Source organism: Thiothrix winogradskyi (genome assembly GCF_021650935.1).
In the GTDB taxonomy this organism is placed as follows: Bacteria; Pseudomonadota; Gammaproteobacteria; order Thiotrichales; family Thiotrichaceae; genus Thiothrix; species Thiothrix winogradskyi.
This window is the reverse complement of record NZ_CP091244.1, coordinates 3,006,272-3,024,502: the sequence shown is the minus strand read 5'-3', so window position 1 is coordinate 3,024,502 and position 18,231 is coordinate 3,006,272. Positions and strand designations below refer to the sequence as shown.

General features: G+C 52.1%; 3 protein-coding genes. 1 reads left to right on the top strand and 2 read right to left on the bottom strand.

Going from position 1 to position 18,231, the window contains the following annotated elements; genetic code table 11:
• Positions 1 to 11: 11 nt before the first annotated feature.
• On the bottom strand, positions 12 to 2,069 hold the full coding sequence (gene metG / locus L2Y54_RS15115) for a methionine--tRNA ligase (protein WP_236497237.1): 2,058 nt from the start codon (positions 2,067 to 2,069) through the stop codon (positions 12 to 14).
• Between the two features lie 215 nt (positions 2,070 to 2,284).
• Between metG and L2Y54_RS15110 the strand changes: the two genes are divergently transcribed.
• Complete coding sequence (locus tag L2Y54_RS15110; protein ID WP_236497235.1) at positions 2,285 to 3,793, top strand: Lcl C-terminal domain-containing protein; 1,509 nt, start codon at positions 2,285 to 2,287, stop codon at positions 3,791 to 3,793.
• A 71-nt stretch (positions 3,794 to 3,864) separates the two neighbouring features.
• On the opposite strand, the gene L2Y54_RS15105 is transcribed toward L2Y54_RS15110, so the two are convergent.
• Positions 3,865 to 18,120, bottom strand: coding sequence for an SdrD B-like domain-containing protein (locus L2Y54_RS15105; RefSeq protein ID WP_236497233.1), 14,256 nt, complete (start codon positions 18,118 to 18,120; stop codon positions 3,865 to 3,867).
• Positions 18,121 to 18,231: the final 111 nt, after the last annotated feature.

The window sequence follows — 18,231 nt, the reverse complement described above, 5'->3', positions numbered from 1 at the left end:
TATTGTTGGCGTTACTTTACGCGCATTCCGGGTTCTGCACCCTTATCAGGTGTCAGGATGAATAAATCTTTACCGCCAGGTCCCGCTGCCAACACCATGCCTTCGGATACACCAAAGCGCATTTTACGGGGGGCAAGGTTGGCAACCATCACGGTATAGCGACCTTCCAGATCGACGGGGTCGTAAGCGGATTTTATCCCAGCAAACACATTGCGGGTTTCGCCGCCCAGATCAAGGGTCAATTGTACCAGCTTATCTGCGCCTTTGACGTGTTCGGCTTTGACGATTTTAGCAATGCGTAAGTCGATTTTGGCGAAATCGTCGTAGTCAATCGTGGGGCTGATCGGGTCGTCGGTCAGGTGTTGAGTACTGTTCCCTTCGACTTCGCTCAGGGAGCGGTTATCTGTTTGGTTGCTGAGCGTAGCCGAAGCATTGTCTTCGAGCATGGCTTCGATCATTGCCGGTTCAACACGAGTCATCAGGGCTTTGAACGTAGCAATTTCGCTGCTAATCAGCGGTGTCGCAACACTTGCCCAGGTTAATTCACCCGCATTGAGGAAGCTTTCTGCGTCCACCGCCAATTGTGGTAGAACCGGCTTGAGGTAGCTCACAATCGCACGAAACATATTGATGCCTTGGGTGCAAACGTTTTGTACCTCGGCAAGGCGATCTGGGTCTTTGGCGAGTACCCACGGCTTTTGTTCGTCAACGTATTGGTTGGCCTTGTCAGCCAAGCCCATGATTTCGCGCATGGCTTGACCGTAGCGGCGGGTTTCGTACAGTTCGGCAATGCGTTCAGAGGCGTCGCTAAATTCTTGATATAACGTGGGATCAGGCAGCGTATCAGCCAGTTTGTTGTCAAATCGCTTGTTGATGAAACCAGCGCAGCGCGAGGCAATATTAACCACTTTGCCGACTAAATCGCTGTTGACCCGCGCCACGAAATCTTCGAGGTTAAGGTCGATGTCATCCACGCCATTGCTGAGTTTACTGGCGAAATAATAGCGTAACCATTCCGGGTTCAAATGCTTGAGGTAGCTTTCAGCTTGAATAAATGTGCCGCGTGATTTGGACATTTTCGCGCCGTTTACCGTCAAAAATCCGTGGCAATGTACCGCGCTGGGGGTGCGGAAACCCGCGCCATGCAAGAGGGCAGGCCAAAATAATGTGTGGAAATAAGCGATGTCTTTGCCGATGAAGTGGTATACCTCGGCAGTGGAATCGGGTTTCCAGAAGCTATCAAAATCCAGCCCGGTACGGTCACACAGGTTTTTGAAGCTGGCTAAATAACCAATCGGCGCATCCAGCCACACGTAAAAATATTTGTCGTCAGTATCGGGAATTTTAAAGCCCCAGTAAGGTGCGTCGCGGGACACATCCCAATCGCTCAAGCCTTGATCCGACTCAAACCACTCCATTTGCTTATTGGCGATTTCTTTTTGTACCGCGCCGCTGGCAAGGAATTCACGCAGGAAGGTTTCAAAATGCCCCAGCTTAAAGAAATAGTGGTCGGTTTCTTTTTCAATCGGAGTCGTGCCGGAAATTGCTGACACCGCATTTTTCAAATCAGTGGGGGAGTAAGTCGCACCGCAAGCTTCGCAGTTATCGCCGTATTGATCCGCCGCGCCACAACGTGGGCATTCACCTTTAATGAAACGGTCGGGCAGGAACATTTTTGCCTGCGCATCGTAAGCTTGGCGAATGGTGCGCTTTTCAATATGCCCGTTGTCACGCGCCGCTTTGTAGATGAATTCGGCGAAATGGCGGTTTTCGTCGGAGTGCGTGGTGTAGTAATTGTCGAAACCGACCCGAAAACCGGCAAAATCGCGCTGATGTTCCGCGCCAATGCGAGCAATCAATTGTTCTGGGGTAATACCTTCTTGTTGCGCTCGCAGCATGATCGGTGTGCCGTGCGTGTCATCCGCACACACGTAGTAACATTCATTGCCACGCAAACGCTGAAAACGCGCCCAAATATCCGTCTGGATGTATTCGACCATGTGACCAATGTGAATCGGGCCATTGGCGTAGGGCAGTGCGCTGGTAATGAGTATTTTTCTTGGCTGCATGGCTGTCTTTAAAAGTGTGCTGATAGGGACGCGATAAAGTAGCAGGTTGTGGGGGTTTGTGCCACTGCTGAGGTCAGAATGCCATGCAACTTTTGGGTGCTGTTTGGCATAAGAAAACTACCATTAGTAAATTCGATTAATATTTTGGTAATGGTTGTCATATAATATCCGATTGAGACCATAAATCCAAATTAATCACTTATAGGTAATAAATCATGAATATGAACAGTGTCAAGGTTCATACGTTCAATAAAGCCTCTATCGCTAAGCAAGGGCAATTACTACTGGCGGGCGTTTTGATGTCATCACTGCTCACCGCTTGTGGTGGCAGTAGTGGACCCTCCGCAGAAGAAACTGCCGCGCGAGCAGCGGTGACTGCCGCGCAATCGGCAGCCACCGCAGCAGCATCTGCCGCACAGGTAGCAGCAGCAGCGGCAGAGATTGCGGACAAAACCGCAGCGGACAAGGCTGCTGCTGATGCAGCAGCAGCGGCAAAAACAGCAGCGCAAGCATCGACGCAGGCAGCGGCGAAAGCGGCTATTGATAAATCTGCTACTGATGAAGCAGACCAGGCAAAATCAGCGGCAGCAGCGGCACAAGCATCAGCAGACAAAGCGGCAGCTTCGGCTGTTTTGGCGGCACAAGCAGCGGCGGACAAAGCTGGTGCTATTGCAACCGCACGCGAAGAGATTAGCACGGCTGCAACCGCTATCAGCAGGGAAGTGCAAGCTGCACAGTCAGCACGTGCAAGTGCTGGTTACGCAGCACTACAGGCCGAACAACAGGCAGCATCTTATCCAGAAGTTGCCGAAGCTCTCAACCAAGCTAAAACCTATGCGGCGCAGGCAGCGACAGAAGCTGAGAAAGCAGCAGCGGAAAAAACGCAGGTTGAAAAAATCCAGACGGATGCTGCTGGTATAGAAACCGTAGCCGACATTCAAACGTTGGTGACACAGGCAAAAGCCGCAGGACAGGCGGCTAAGACTGCCCGTGAAGCGGCTGAAAAGGCGCTGCAATCGACTCGTACCGCTGCTAACCAAGTAGCATCGGAAGTGGCAGCGGCAAATGCAGCACGTCGCTATACCAAACTCGACAGTGCGGGCAATGCTTTGCCTTCTTCTGCCACGTCGTGGGCATGTATCAAAGAAAATGCTACCGGAAAGGTATGGGAATCTAAAACTAGTACTGGGTTGCGTGACAGCGATTGGCGCTACCGGCATTTCCACAACTATGCCGGTTATGCCAGTACCAGGGATAGCAATGGCAGAACGTTGTGTGAGGGGCTTGGTAATTGCGATGCTTATAGTTATGTGAATGCCGTTAATGGCACTGGTTTATGTGGCAGATCCCAATGGCGTTTGCCAACAATGGAAGAACTGTTGAATCTCGTGCAAGTGAATAACAATGGGCAGCGTCCTAACATTGACTTGGCGGTTTTCCCTGATACGGTTAACAAACCCAATGAGGCAGCTTATTGTTCCGAGAATCTGGCGAGAACGGCAACGGATTGTGGTTATGCAGCGGGAACACCTGTTAACCAAGGATCTGACGGGCGCATCGAGTGCAATTACCAAGGTGTGGATTATGGCCTGCCGATCAGTGCGGATAATCCGCGCGGGGGTAGCATGGTTCCATTGCGTTATTACGGTGAAGTACAAGATGGGAAACCGACTTATCCGACACATAACTGGATTTGTTATACCCGCTTGATCAGTAGTTACTAACAGATATTCGGCTTCATCTAAGTGGGGGCGTCCTGTTTTGCACGGGACGCCCTTTTTTATGGCGGGCAGTATTACTGCAACCCACCGCGCACGATGTAGTTCGCGGCAAAGCCGGTGTTGAGCGGATGCAGCAGAATATTGCCTACCAACAGGCTGGTATCATTGCCCGGGCCGGTAAACAAGGTTTTGCCATCGAAGTTTAGGTCGGTCGTGAGATAACCCGATAATATGTGGTTAGTGTTGCCCTGGAGATTATCCATGCTGGTAATTACGCCACTCAGTAAACTAGTCACATCGTTGCTTGGGCCATTTGCGGTCAGGGTATTGCTGCCATTGATGTCGCCTGCCCATATTAGCGCTGCTTTACCGTTCAATACACGGGTTTCTTCGCCTTTCACCGCTGTTGAGCTGGCTGCAAAGTTGATCAATTTTGCATTGTTATCCAAGCTGACCGGGCTGGCACTCATGACACCCAAATGGTTACGGTGGCGCACACTGATGTAGTAATTGCCTGCCTTAATGTTGGCAAAGTGCAAGTTGGCTGAGCCGGTTTGCGAATCCACTAAATCGCCGTCGCGTTGTAACATAACAGCACGGCTGGCTACGATGGTGTTAACGCTGGTGCGCAAATCAACCAATGCCCAGTCCACTACCGCATTGTTGCCAGTGGTTTCCTTGAGCATGGTGCTGAGGGTTTCAGTACCTGCATGGTTGAATGGCGCATATTGGTAAGGCTGTTTATTGGGCAATAAACCCAAGGTGTTCAGATCAGCAGACATGAGTGCTGTGTTGCTGTTATAAGCACCTTGCAAGAGCGCCCGTACATTAACGACTACACCGTCATCAGCCGTGTTGTTCACAATGCTGATTTTGAAGAGTTTACTGTTAGTCAAGCCACCTTTGTCCGTCACGGTGACTTCCACTTCGTATAGGTTGTCGCGGTTAGTATCCATTGGTGCGTCGTAGTCGGGAATGGCACGGAAACGCAGTAAACCAGTGGTTGCATTGATCTCGAAGTGGCTGCTATCCGCGCCCGCACTAATGCGGTAGCTTAGTTTCTCGTTAGCATCGGCATCTTGCGCTTTGACGCTGAGCACCTCGGCATTGCTGTCTTCTGTCAAAGTGAGCGCTGTTGCCGACGTGATGTTGGGTGCTTCGTTGGTATCCATTACCCTTACATTCATGTTGCGCACGTATTTCTTGCCATCAACCGTGGTCGCGGTGATTTGCAGGTCATAGACGTTATCTTTGTCCTTATCCATTGGCAGCTCATAGTTACCGGGGAGCGGTAAGACGCCCGGTGTGACAATAGCACGGGTTTCAGCCTCGTTATCTGCCAAGGCAGATTTGGTGATAATGATGTTACTGACCAAGAACTTGATGGTGGCGCAATCCAAGGTCGCACCGGGAGCCGGGTTGGTAATGGTAAAGAAGTTACCGTCTGCCCCGCCACTAATGACGTAAGTAATCGGATTACCATTGGAGTCTTTGGCTTCCAATAGTTTGATCACGGTCGTCAGGTCAGTTTCATCAATCACCATGTTTGAGCCGCTAGTGGTGTCATCAATCAAGCTGTCACAGACTTGCGTGGTAATGCCATCGCGGATACCCGAAAACTCGGAGGTGGAGCCATAAGTCGTTGGACCGGTTTTCTGGGTCAAGGTCGCACTGATGTGGGCACCTTTAGCCACGGCTATTTTGGCATTGAGTGTACCTTTGAAATTGAGGCTCCCTGTGCCGGGGTGGCTAAGGTCTTTGCTGCCGATGAAGGTTTGACCTTCACCATTGCCAGATGCGTCTTTAGCCGTGCTAACAAAGAATTCGAGACGGTAATCGCCTGCTGCCAAATCCAGATTGAAGTCATGCGTCACAATCTTCGTGCCATTGGCACCGAAGGAGTTAACTTTCACGTCTGGGTAATTGATGAGGCTGTTCGGACCAGAATCAACATCACCCTCATCATTAGCGGTTACACCGAAACTGTTTTCAATGCCACCAATCAAATCAATACCTAACTCAGCATTGGCGTAAATGCTGTTGCCAAGAATGCTGTTGAACATTGACCCTGAATCGGTAATGGCAATACCACTGCCGCCATTATTGGTAATCAGGTTGCCTTCACCATCGTTAACACCACCGATTTTATTGCTGCTGGCGGCGTTGATGCGAATGCCTGAGCCGGTGTTAGCCCGCGTAATGCCGGATGGGGTAATGCCAATATGGTTAGCCAGCAAACTATTGTGGTTACTGCTATCAATGTAAATACCTGAACCAGCAAAGCCCGTGATCGCCAATTTGCGGATGGTGCTGGCGTTGCTGCCAGCGCCCAAGGTTAGGCCGTTAGCGCCGCTGCCTGCGTTGGTGCCTTTCAATTCCAATATTGGATTACTGTTAGAGCCGGGTGGTAGTGAGGCATCTAATACAATAGGCGCAGTAATGCTGGGTAGGGCACTTTGCAACGGGATACTCCAATAACCCGTGGTGTAATTCGGGTCGCTGGTGGAGAGTTCCAAAATCGCATTTTCTTTGCCAGCAGTACGCCCGACTTGTGCCAGTGTAGCATCGCCACCCAATAGATTCGCATTGATCAGGAACTGACGCAGTGAACCAGCACCGCTGTCATTGGTATTGGTCACGGTGTCGAAATTGAAGCCGAAATTGACATTGCTGAGATTGGTAGTACTCAGGGTAATGGTTTGGCTGAACGTCGTGCCTGCTACATTGACAGTATTTCCTGCACCGTCAGTACGGTAGGTAATAACCCCGCGTTCTGAGCCGTTGGAGCCGGGGCGGGTAGAGCGCACGCTGCTATTTACCACTTGCACGTTGTATGTCCCTACAGGAACGCTGGTGAACGTATAGTTGCCATCGGCTGCCGTTGTGGTCGAGGCGAGTAGGTTATTGCTGGTATCGCGCAGCTCAATGGTTGCAGCGTTAATACCTGCCATGCTTTGACCGGCGTTAAATGCACGCCCGTTGCCACCGCCGTAATTCACGTCTTCGTAGACTTTTCCGGCAATATCACGCACTTCCAGTAATAGGATCGTCGGTGAGAACTCTGATGTGCCAGCGGTGCTGATAGTGGCGGTTGCGGTCATGGTGTCACCGATCACAAAACCGGGAGGTGCTGGAATCGTGACGCTGAAGGCTTTCATGCCGGTCTGGTTGTTGCCATCGGCATCAGTTGGCAAGGTACAGTTGGCGGAATCCGTGTCTGAGGCGCTGCCTTCCACGAAGCTGGCAAGGTAAGTCTGACCTTCGCCGTAATCCTTGCTTTTACCAAACTTGTTGTCGCCCGGTGTCGCTTTGCCGCCAACACTCACATCGGCTTCAAACAATTCCACGGTTGTACCCGTAGGGGCGCAGCCTTTCACGGTCAGGTTGCCACCAATCATACTGGCTTCAGAGAGCGTCGGGAAATTGAGTAAATCATTTGCACCAGCATCAGCGTCACTGGCGTCATTGACGGTAACGCCGTTGTTGCCGAGGTCGATCCCTAGCCCGCCATTGGCGTAAATGCTGTTACCGCTGATGACGTTGCTAATATTTGCAGTATTAGCCGCCAGTTTGATACCACCGCCGGTATTGTTGGCAATGATGTTGGCCTGACCGGCTGCTGTGCCACCAATCTGGTGATTGCTGGAGCCGCCATAGTTCATGATGCCAGGGCCGGTATTGCCGATAGCTTCGCCATTGATGCCTACACCGATACGGTTGCCTCGGATGGTGTAGCCACTGGTGAGGATAGATCCATTAGTAAAGCCGATTTGAATGCCATCGCCTGCGTTGCCTGCAATGACGTTATCCAGCACCACACTGTCGTTGGCGCTTTCCAGATCAATACCTCCGGCTTGGTTGCCTAGTGCCGCAGTACCGGCGACATTAGTGCCGATGAAGTTGTTTTGAATCGTGCCAGCGGTTGCGCCGGTATTGTAGGCGATACCCCAGCGCAAGTTGCCGGAAATGATATTGCGTTTTGCAGGTGTCGTCCCGCCGATAATGCTGGTGGCGGAATCGGCGTATTCCAGCATGATGCCCTGACCGTTGGCATCGGCAGTACCATCCGGTTTTACCCCAATATAGTTGGATTCCACCACGGTACGCGCCGCTGCCACATTGATGGCGCGGTTCATATTGTGTGTGCGGAAGCCGGTGATGGACAAGCCGCGTACCGTGCTGTCCGGTGCGTTGTAGGCAATGGAAATCCCAAGTGCATCCAGTCCGGTAACGGGCGAAATACGGATGCGAGGTATTCCCGGTGTGCCTGCGGCATAACCGGGTTGGGTTGTACCGTCAATAATCAGGGGGGCGGTAATATCCGGGAGTTGGCTATTAACCGTAATGTTGCAGGTTGTACTGCCGCAGATGTCGGTACGCCCTAACGGGTCGCCACTGGCAGGAATGTTGAAAGTCAGCACTTCCTTATTCAGTGCCGTATTCACACCGTAATTGCTGCCGGGTTGTGCCATACCAGTGTTTGCCAGCAAGTTGGCGTTGGCGATGACCTGACGCAAGGAGCCTTGCCCGGTGTCATTGGCATTGACCACGGTGCTAAAGTTGAATCCGAAATCCACACCGCTGAGGTTGGTGGCGGCTAGCGTGATGGGTTGCACCACTTGTGCCTGTTTGCCGTTCAGCGCCCCGCCGATGAATTGGAAGGTGCTCGTGTTTAGGGTGGCTTCCATGTCGTGTGTATCAGCATCAGGGGTGCTTGGATTGCGCCCACCTACTTGATTGACTGTTGGCGTTACACCATCGGTACGGTAGGTGGTGATACCCAATTCAGTCCCATTAGTGCCGCTACGGGTACTATTGACGCTGGAGCTGACCACACGGGTGTAGTAATTGCCGGGTAGTAGTGCTGGGAAAGTATAACTACCCGTGCTATCCGTGGCGGTATTTTCAATGAACCGCCCGTTATGGTCATACAACTCCAGTAGCGTGGAGAGTGTGCCTTTAGTACCCGATGCACTGATGGCTCGACCTACGCCACCGCCGTAATTCACGTCTTCAAAGACTTTACCTGAGACACTTTTACACGTTGCAGTGTCTTCTAGCATGACTTTTTGGAAAGAGTAGTCGTGCCCATTCTTACCAGCGACTTCAATGCAGACACTTTGAACATTGGTGCGATTGAGGTTATTGATGTTGCTAAAGTTGGCTAATGGAAAACGGATATTCGCCCAACCAACGGTAACGCCCAGTTGTTGATAGACAAGGTTAACCATGTCTTGGGTGAGTGAGGCGCTGTTGAATCCATCCGATAAGGTGATCGTCATCGGAATGTTGGCGCGGGTTGCGGCATTCGGGTTGTGATGCTCATCTTCCCAGACATTAAACAGAATATTCTCGATTTGACTGAGGTTGACATTTAACCCAGCCCCATTGGCGTTGTAACACAGCTTCATGGGGGCAGCAGTGCTAGAATTATTGGCAATTTCGAGTACCCCATAACCGTTGGTGGCTGTGCCGCGTTGCGCAGGGCCAAGGGTTAGGGTTCGCGAGCCACCGATCAGCGCATCAATATTGGCGTTCCATGTTTGCGTAATGGGTCCCGGCACAGCAGTGGTGAGGTTAATGGTTTCCACACTGGTGCTATCAAAATTATCCAGCACGCTACAACCGATGGGCGGTGTGACTGTTAGTGAAATAACGGGTGAGAACTCTGATGTACCCACCGTTGCAACGGTTGCGGTTGCGGTCATGGTGTCACCGATCACAAAACTGGGAGGTGCTGGAATCGTGACGCTGAAGGCTTTCATACCTGTCTGGTTGTTGCCGTCGGCATCAGTTGCCAGCACACAGTTGCTGCTGTCGGTATCGGCTGCGCTGCCTTCCACAAAGCTGGTGAGGTAGGTCTGGCCTTCGCCGTAATCCTTGCTCTTGCTGAATTTGTTGGTTCCGGGCGTGGCTTTGCCACCAGTGCTGACATCGGCTTCAAACAGTTCCACAGTAGCACCGGCAGGGGCACAGCCCGTGATGACCAGATTGCTGCCGGAAATGGAGATATTCGACAGGAGCGGGAAGTTGAGCAGGTTGTTAGCACCTGCATCCGCATCGTTGGCGTCATTGACGGTAATGCCGTTAAAGCCAAGGTCAATCCCCAACCCACCATTGGCATAAATGCTGTTGGCACTGATGGTGATACCGGAACTGTTATTGTTGTAGAAGCTGATACCATTGGACAGGTTGTGTGCAATGATGTTGGCTTGACCTGCGCCTGTGCCACCGATGGTATGTCCGTTAGACACGCCGTAGTTGATGATACCTGTGCCATTACCGATGGCTTCGCCATTGATGCCTACGCCAATACGGTTGCCTTGAATAATGGCGTTGGCAGTGCCGGGGCCACCGCTGGTAAAGCCCAGTTCAATCCCTTGGTAGGGGTTGCCTGCAATGACGTTATCCAGAATCTTCGTACCGGAACCGCCCTCGGTGTCGATCCCGGTGGTTTCATTGCCCATTGCCGCTGTGCCTGCTGGGTTAGTACCAATGAAGTTGTTCTGGATGACGCTACCGGATGCACCCGTGTTGAAGAAGATCCCCAAGCGCTTGTTGGCAGAAATAATGTTGCGTTTGGCTGCGGTTGTACCACCGATGACCGCACTTTGGGTATATTGCAGTTCGATCCCGTTACCGTTGCCATCTGCCGTGCCATCGGGTTTGACGCCGATGTAGTTGGATTCGATTAGGGTACGTTCACTGTCAACAGTAATACCACGATTGGTCAGGAGGTTCCTGAAACCGGTAATGGCAAACCCACGCAGGGTACTATCAGGTGCGTCATAGCCCATGGTGAAACCGCGTGCATCCAACCCAGCAGTCGGAACGATATGAATACGTGGCACACCCGGTGTCCCGGCGACATAACCCGGTTGGGTGGTGGCGTCGATAATCGCGGGTTCCAAGGCAACAGCGGGTAACTGGGTGTTAATGGTGATTTTACAGGTTGAGCCGCCGCAGATGTCAGTACGACCTAATGGATCGCTGGCTGCCGGAATGTTGAAGAGCAATACTTCCTTAATGACGCCGGGGTTGACGCCATAGGTGTTGTCTTGACCTGCCTGTGCCAAGCCAGTATTTGCCAGCAAGTTGATATTGAGTATGCCTTGGCGCAATGACCCTTGTCCGCTGTCATTGGTGTTGACTACGGTACTGAAGTTGAAACCGAAGTTCGCGTTGGCAATGTCGCTACTTGTTACCGTGATGGGCTGGACAGACTGAGCTTGCCCGCCACCGGACAACATGAACGTGGCTGTGTTCAGGGTTTGGTTTGTCGTGTTTGCACCACTATCAACGACAGCGGGATTACGTCCGCCGACCTCATTGGTGGCGGCGCTTGTGCCATCACTGCGGAAGGTCTGGATACCGCGCTCGCTTGCATTGGAACCAGCGCGGGTAGAGCGAATGGTGTCATTGACCACACGCACGTAGTAATTACCGGCGGCAACATTAGTAAAACTGTACGGACCACCATCAGCCGTGGTGGTGCTGGTAACAAATCCCCCGGTTGAATTGTAGAGTTCTACGCGAACGCCAAGAATACCAGCAGTGCCGGAGGTACTGAGTGGACGCCCAGCGCTGCCGCCGTAGTTCTTGTCTTCAAACACTTTACCGGAAATGCTTCTATTGCCCGCAAGATCAAACCCAAAGTTCTGGTTTGTCAGCGTGCCGCCTGCTGTTACTGTTTTGTTAGTCAGCGGGTTGAGCGTCCCAATGGTCGAGCCTGTGGGTAAATCAGTATCCGCTGTATCCACTTGAATGTTGTAGGTCAAGGCAGGGTCTACAGCGCTGAAATTGTAAGTACCATCTGCCGCTGTGCTGGTGGTGGCGACGGTAGCATTATTCGCAGCATTCAGCAGCGTGACGGTGATAGAGCTAATACCGGACTCTGTACCAGCGTCGAATGTGTCGTTGGTGTTGCTGTCGGTATAGACAGTACCCGTAATCGTGCCGGGAACTGCGTTGGATTTATATCCGAAATCCAACCCGTGGTTATTTTGCCCGCCACTGCCAACGGTGAAATTGATAACGGCATTGCTGCCACTGACTGCTGCATCCGAATCGCGGATGTCGGTTTGGCTATTGTTGTCGGTTTTGCTGTCAGCGTTTTGTGTGGTGAGGGTGTAACCACTGAGGCTGGCTTGGGCGTTAGCAATGCTTAAACTGCAACTTTCCCCACTGCCCATGAAGGTGGCATTTTTACCCGGTGCATTACTGAAATAGTATTCACCGTTGGTATTTGTGATGGTGGTTGCACTGTCGCTGCCGCAGGTGAGGGTAACGTTGACATTGTTGATACCCGCTTCCCCTGCATCTTGCAGACCGTCTTTATCCGTGTCGAGCCACACGCGGTTGCCAACCTCAGTCGGCGCAGGGTCACACAGCACTTCCAGCTCACCCATGCCGGTACTTTTACCGAGGGTTGTCCAAGATAAGGAGTAAGCGTTGTCTTTTGCGCCGGTACGGTTGTTTAACCATACCACGCCGTTGGTTCCCCAGCTATTGGCGTCGTAAGAGGATGCCAAGACATGCTCTTTACCCGGTGCGAGTGCTAAACCCCCAGCAGCAATGTCATTCATGCCTTCCCACGCGTTATTGGATGGACCAAGATCACCCCAGTAATATTCATCGGTGGTTTTGCTATTGGTAGGAATGACCGTTGTGCAACCCGGTTCTGCATTGCTCAGGTAGCCAGTATCGGTTTTACACAGGCGTAACACATCACCCATGGTGTCGCTATAGTCCTGAGTTGGGTCATCGCATACCGGCTCGTCATAAGCGTTTGTGCCTTTTTGTAAGCCAGCGCGGTCAATAATGCCCACAATGATCGAGCCGTCGGTATCGAATTCGAGATTGCCAACAATAGGTGAGTGGAATTGCGGGCGCACGTTCACGGCATCGGCTTGCGGCAACCAACCTGACCATTCACTAACGTTGCTATATCCGAAGCCTTGACGTGGCTGGTTGAGCGCAAAATCTTTCACATGGCTAAACCCAGCCGCTGTGTTAGCAGGGTCGAAGCGCAAAACATAACCACGCACCTTGCTCAGGTTGTAAGGGTCACTGGCGGCATCACACACACCACCCACATAGACATAACCCCGATGGTATTTGACTGCCCAAGGGCGGAATGTCCCAGAGGCACAGGTGTAAGGAGAGGGCAGGTTAATCGCATAACCCCCTAACACACTGCCAGCGGTGGGTGTTGTGGTCGGACTGACGTTGTTAATGCCATAGAGTTTGCGGTCGTTGAGGTTGACTAGCCACAAACGGTTATCGCGTTCGTCATAGTCAATATCACCCACACCGACTTTACCGACTTTATCCCAAGCAGCCACGTCACGGGAAGGCGACCACGGGCCGCTTGCCAGATTATTACAGCTATCCCCGGCGACACGCACATCATTGCCGGTATCAATCCCGATGGTGCGCAGGTCAACGTAAGGCGTTGCGCCGGTATACGCCGCGTTCGGGTCAGTCATATCGACTTTGTAGATACCACCCGTGCCTAAGGTACCGAATCCGGCAAAGCGACGCATGGCGGCGGAGGCAAATAACGTTCTGGTAGTTTTTTGATAAGCCATACCCCACAACGCACCCGTTTGACTGGTATTGGCTTTGGTGACAGGGGCTGGCGTTTGGTTATAAGCATCACCCGTTGCATTGTAAGGGAAGGTAAATAGGCTGGCATAGTTGCCAACATCAGCCACACTGGGGTTGCCATTGACAAAGTTGGAGGCGGCGACCGATGGGTCAATTTCGCAATATTCGATGGGGTCACTTACGCCTAAGTTCGTAGCACAATTGCCACTGGCAGTGACAAAACGTACCGTACTCGCGGTATCGGTGCCTGCTGCACCGGGGTAAAGCCCGTTGGGTAAGTTGGTGTATTCCAGCCGGTATTGTGTGCCATTGGTCAGCCCGCTCAAGGTATACCAGCCGCGTGCATCGGTGGTGCCAGTAGCGGCTACCGCATTCGCACTGTTGTAAGCCGTCACCGTGATACCCGCAATCCCTTCTTCCTGAGGCTCGCGCATCCCGTTCTGGTTGTAATCGCGGAAGGCGATCCCGCCGAACTGCCCTGCACTGGCATTACACGCCAAATCAAACCCGAAATTCTGGTTGGTGAGTGCGCTGCCAGCGGCAACAGTCATGTCTGCCAATGGATTCGTGGTGCCGATACGCGCACTCGCGGGCAAGTCCGTATCACGGATATCGACTTCAACCCGATAGCGTGGTGTTGAGCTGATACTGGTGAAACTATAAGCGCCATTGGCGGCGGTACTCGTGGTTGCGATCAAGCTGTCATCGTTGGTCGTGGCGGTTGTGCCATTATTGTCATACAGCGAAACACTGATATTTGCCAAACCCGTTTCTGTTGCCGTGTCGAAAGCATTGTTGCCGTTAGTGTCGGTATAAACGGAGCCAGAAATACTGCTACTGGGGCAGGCAGATGCCAATGCCACAGCCACATCATCAATAATCAGTTCATTGCCTTTCTTGTCAGTCGGGAAACCACCCACCGTACACCATGGTCCGGAAATGATGGAATTGGGGTCGCAGTAACCGTTATCGGTACCAATATGCCCGTAATTCACAAAGCGAATAGTTGAGGATGTGCCAATAGCAGTAAATTCGATACGGTATTTCTGGATACCCTCATCCTTGCCCGGTGCTTTGAAATGTATCGAACCACTCGGTGTATCCACCCGCATAATGCCGGGGTTCCACTCACCGCCTTCAGGAACGGCAGAGAAGTACAAGCGGTAACGTTGCCCGGCAGTGGAGGCAAAGGTGCGCGATAGCGTGACGGGCTCAGGCCCCCAATGAGATTCATGAGTATTGACGCTAGGGCTAATATCATCAACGTCATCACGCAGTTCTACAGCATCCGGCGGGTTTCGCATCCTGCCGTTACCGTCAAACGCCAATGCCGCGCCAGTATCGGGGTAAAACCGGCGCATCATGCCGTTACCAAAGTAAATTGAACGCCCTTGGGTGGCAGCAAACGGGGAAACTTCCACGGTACGTGCATAGGTATCGCTACCACCACCGGTTGCTGTCCAGTTGCGGATCACAAACGGTGTCGCAGAAATATTCGCGCCGAAATATTGTTCGCTGGCTAAGTCATCGAAGTTATCGGTGAAAATCGTGCTGCTACATGTCTGGTCTTCACCGCGCACGATAGTGACATTGGGGCTATCCGGCGGCACGTCAATGGCAACGGCGATCGGGAAGTCTTCCACTTCACCGTCGTTGGCATTATTGGCTGGTGTGCTGGTGGTAACGGCTGCATCAGTTGTCAGGCGCAAGCGAATGAACGTTGTACCCAGCTTAATATCCGTTGGAATACTGTTCCAGGTTAGTGTCACCGTGCCATTGGTGTTATTAGCGACGTTGGCGGAAGCTGCTTCATCCGCATCAAATGTGCCGTTCTGGTCTAAGTCGATCCAGCCATACAGTTTGCCCGCTGAGCCGGTGGTATTGGTTGCTTTAATGTCAACACTGTAGCTGGTCGCGGTCATTTTCAGGATGGGGAACAGTGTGATGTTGGCATTGCCGTATTGTTTGGGTGCGCCATCTTCATCCACACCATCGCCGCTGGCGTTGTAGCTATGCTGACTGCCGGTTTCACTATCAGGGCGATTTGTTCCCAAGAAAATACTATTCACAATCGTATGACGAGGGTTGCCGTAGCTGACAGGTGCATCCCCGAAATCGTAAAAAGGTCCTGCGGAAATCGTCAGTTTGTGGTCTTCGACTTCGCCGCTGGTCGCAGCGCCAAGCGGTGATTCTGCCTCTGCTTTGGTTTGGCTTAAACGCAACCGGGCGTAGGTTGTACCCGCCGTTGTGCCTGCCGGTATGGTGAAGGTCGAGTGGAAAGAACCGTTCCAATAAACGTGTTGGGTATCGGCGCGTTCACCGGGATCCGAGAAATCCCCATCGCGGTTAAAGTCGATGTAAGCGGTGAGGTATGCAGTTGAGCCTGTCTCGTTTTTGACGTAGGTTGTGAGTGTATACGTTTGCCCGACGGTTGTAGGGATAATGGCGGGGTTTTGTAAGCCATCTTCATCATCTGGACTGCCATTGGTGTCGTCTGCGTCAGCATTGGCGTTTTGCTGCGTACCATTGTCGGCATCAATATTGTTACCGATGGCAAGATTGGGGGTAATGGTGTGGCTAGGATTGCCGTATGAAGCTGGTGCATCACCGTAATCTTGGTTGGTTATCGGCAGACAGGCAGATTCCAGCGCAACCGTAACATTGTCAATCACTGGCTCGCTGGTCTTTGGCGCAGCACTCAAGCCACCGATGGTACACCACGCATCGCTTGCTGGAATGCACCAATTACCATCGACAGAAATCCGGCTGTAGTTGACAAAGCTGATGGTGGAAGAAGTTGCATTGGCGGTGAAATCCACTTGGTACTGAAAGGTGCTGTCAGTGGAGCTGGGTGTTTGTAGATGCACCGAGCCACTCGGTGTGTCCACTCGTAACATCCCTTTACGCCACTCATTACCATTATTTTCAGGCAAAAGCTCGAAATACAGACGGTAGCGCTGACCGGCAATGGTATTGAGTGTGCGCGACAGTCGAGGTGGTTGTGGCCCCCAATGCGAGTCGCCAGCAACAACGCCCGGTGTTTGATCATCTGCAATATCGCGTAACTCAATCGCCGTCGGCGGGGAAGTAATAAGCCCGTTAGCATCGGCAACTGGGGTATTAGCAGTCGTTGGGAAAATGCGGCGGATTGCCCCGCTATCCATGTAAATAGATGTTCCGTGGGTGGATGCGTACATCCCATCGGTGCGGATGCGGGTATCTGTTCCGCCACCGCTGGCAACCCAGTTACGGATAGCACTGGAGCCTGGGCGGTTAGCCCCGAAATATTGCCCACCGGTTAGATCATTAAAGTTCTCGCTGAAGACAGTGCTGGTGCATGAGGTCGGTGTTACGCCTCTGGTGACACTGACGCTTGCACTATTGGGTGGTAGGGTTAACGCGATGGCCATCGGAAAATCTTCCACTTCATCATTGCTGGCACTGCCGGTTGGGGTGCTGGTTGTTACCGCTGCATCTGTGGTCATGCGTAGGCGGATGAAGGTTGTGCCGGGTTGAATATCGGTGGGAATGCTGTTCCATGCGAGTGTTACCGTACCGCCATTGGTTCCGGTCGGTACGTTGACCGAGGTGGCTTCATCGGCTTCAAACATGCCGCTTTTGTCAAAGTCGATCCAGCCGTAGAGCTTGCCTGCTGTCCCAGCCGTATTGGTAACAGTGAACGTGCTGCTATAGCTGGTGTCGGTCATTTTTAGCAACGGAAATAACGTGATACTGCTATTGCTTGGTGATTTAGGTGCGCCGTCTTCATCATCACCGTCACCAGTCGCATTATGGGTGGGTTGGCTCGCACTCTCTGAATCTGGCGCATTCGCACCTAATTTGATGCCTGTAACAATGGTATGGCTGGCATTGCCGTAAGTAGCAGGCGCATCACCGTAGTCAACGGTAGGGGCAGGATTGATGATAAACATCAGCGCCGCATTGGCTCGTGCAGTTGTCCACGTCCATGTTTTGTTACCGGTTGCGCCTGCGGTGGCAAGGGTTTGGTAAGCTACGTTGAAGCTGGGACCTGTAGAGGTGCTAGAAAGAGCGCTGGTGCCAGGTGTGGCGCTAATAGTGCCGCTGCTGGCTTGCATAGTAATAGCTGCAACCAGAAGCGAGTTATTCGCCGTTGTGTTAATGCTGGAAAGTGTGCGGGTGGTTTGCGTGGTGGTGGCGGAGTTACCACTTGTGTAGTTGCCTATTGGCGTAGTGGGGTGATGCCCTGTTACTCGCTGGGCGACAGCACGCCAGCTTGTTGTTGTGCTGGTAATGCCGGAATAAGTGAATGTATAGCTGGCAGGTTCAGATGCGCTGGCAATTTTGTAGAACGCCGCGACAGTAGCGCGGCTATTACCATCAGCCCCAGACGTTTCGTTACGTATTTGGGTAAAACCTTGGGCATTGCTGATGGTCAGGCTAGTCCTGTTGTAGTGTAGTGTCACGATAACAAGATCGCCTGCTTGTACATTGGCTGGCTTGTTGATGGATAGTGTGGCCGAGGTGGTAGCTGAAGAGCCATTGCCTGTGGTTTGGTTGCTTGCACCTGTTTGCCACACAGGGTTGGCATGAGCACTCATACTTAACGTGAGGGTAACGAACAGGCTAAAGAATAATATCAATGCATGTGCAAAACTGCGAAAGCTGGAGGGGATAATTAGTGTCCGCAACAACAAGCCGACACTTGGCTGGTTTCCAGAGCGTAATGAGTTCATTGTCATTATTCCGTTATCCTTATGATTTTTCGGCTTTATTGGTCTTTACTGCATAATTTTTTATTATTATCTGCGTTTATTGTAACACCATCATCATTTTAATCAATGATGATGGTG

What these genes read in the sequence shown, in the direction of transcription:
- L2Y54_RS15105 (WP_236497233.1), bottom strand. Translation starts at nt 18,120, where the DNA reads ATGACAATGAACTCATTACGCTCTGGAAACCAGCCAAGTGTCGGCTTG.
- L2Y54_RS15110 (WP_236497235.1), top strand. Translation starts at nt 2,285, where the DNA reads ATGAATATGAACAGTGTCAAGGTTCATACGTTCAATAAAGCCTCTATC.
- metG (WP_236497237.1), bottom strand. Translation starts at nt 2,069, where the DNA reads ATGCAGCCAAGAAAAATACTCATTACCAGCGCACTGCCCTACGCCAAT.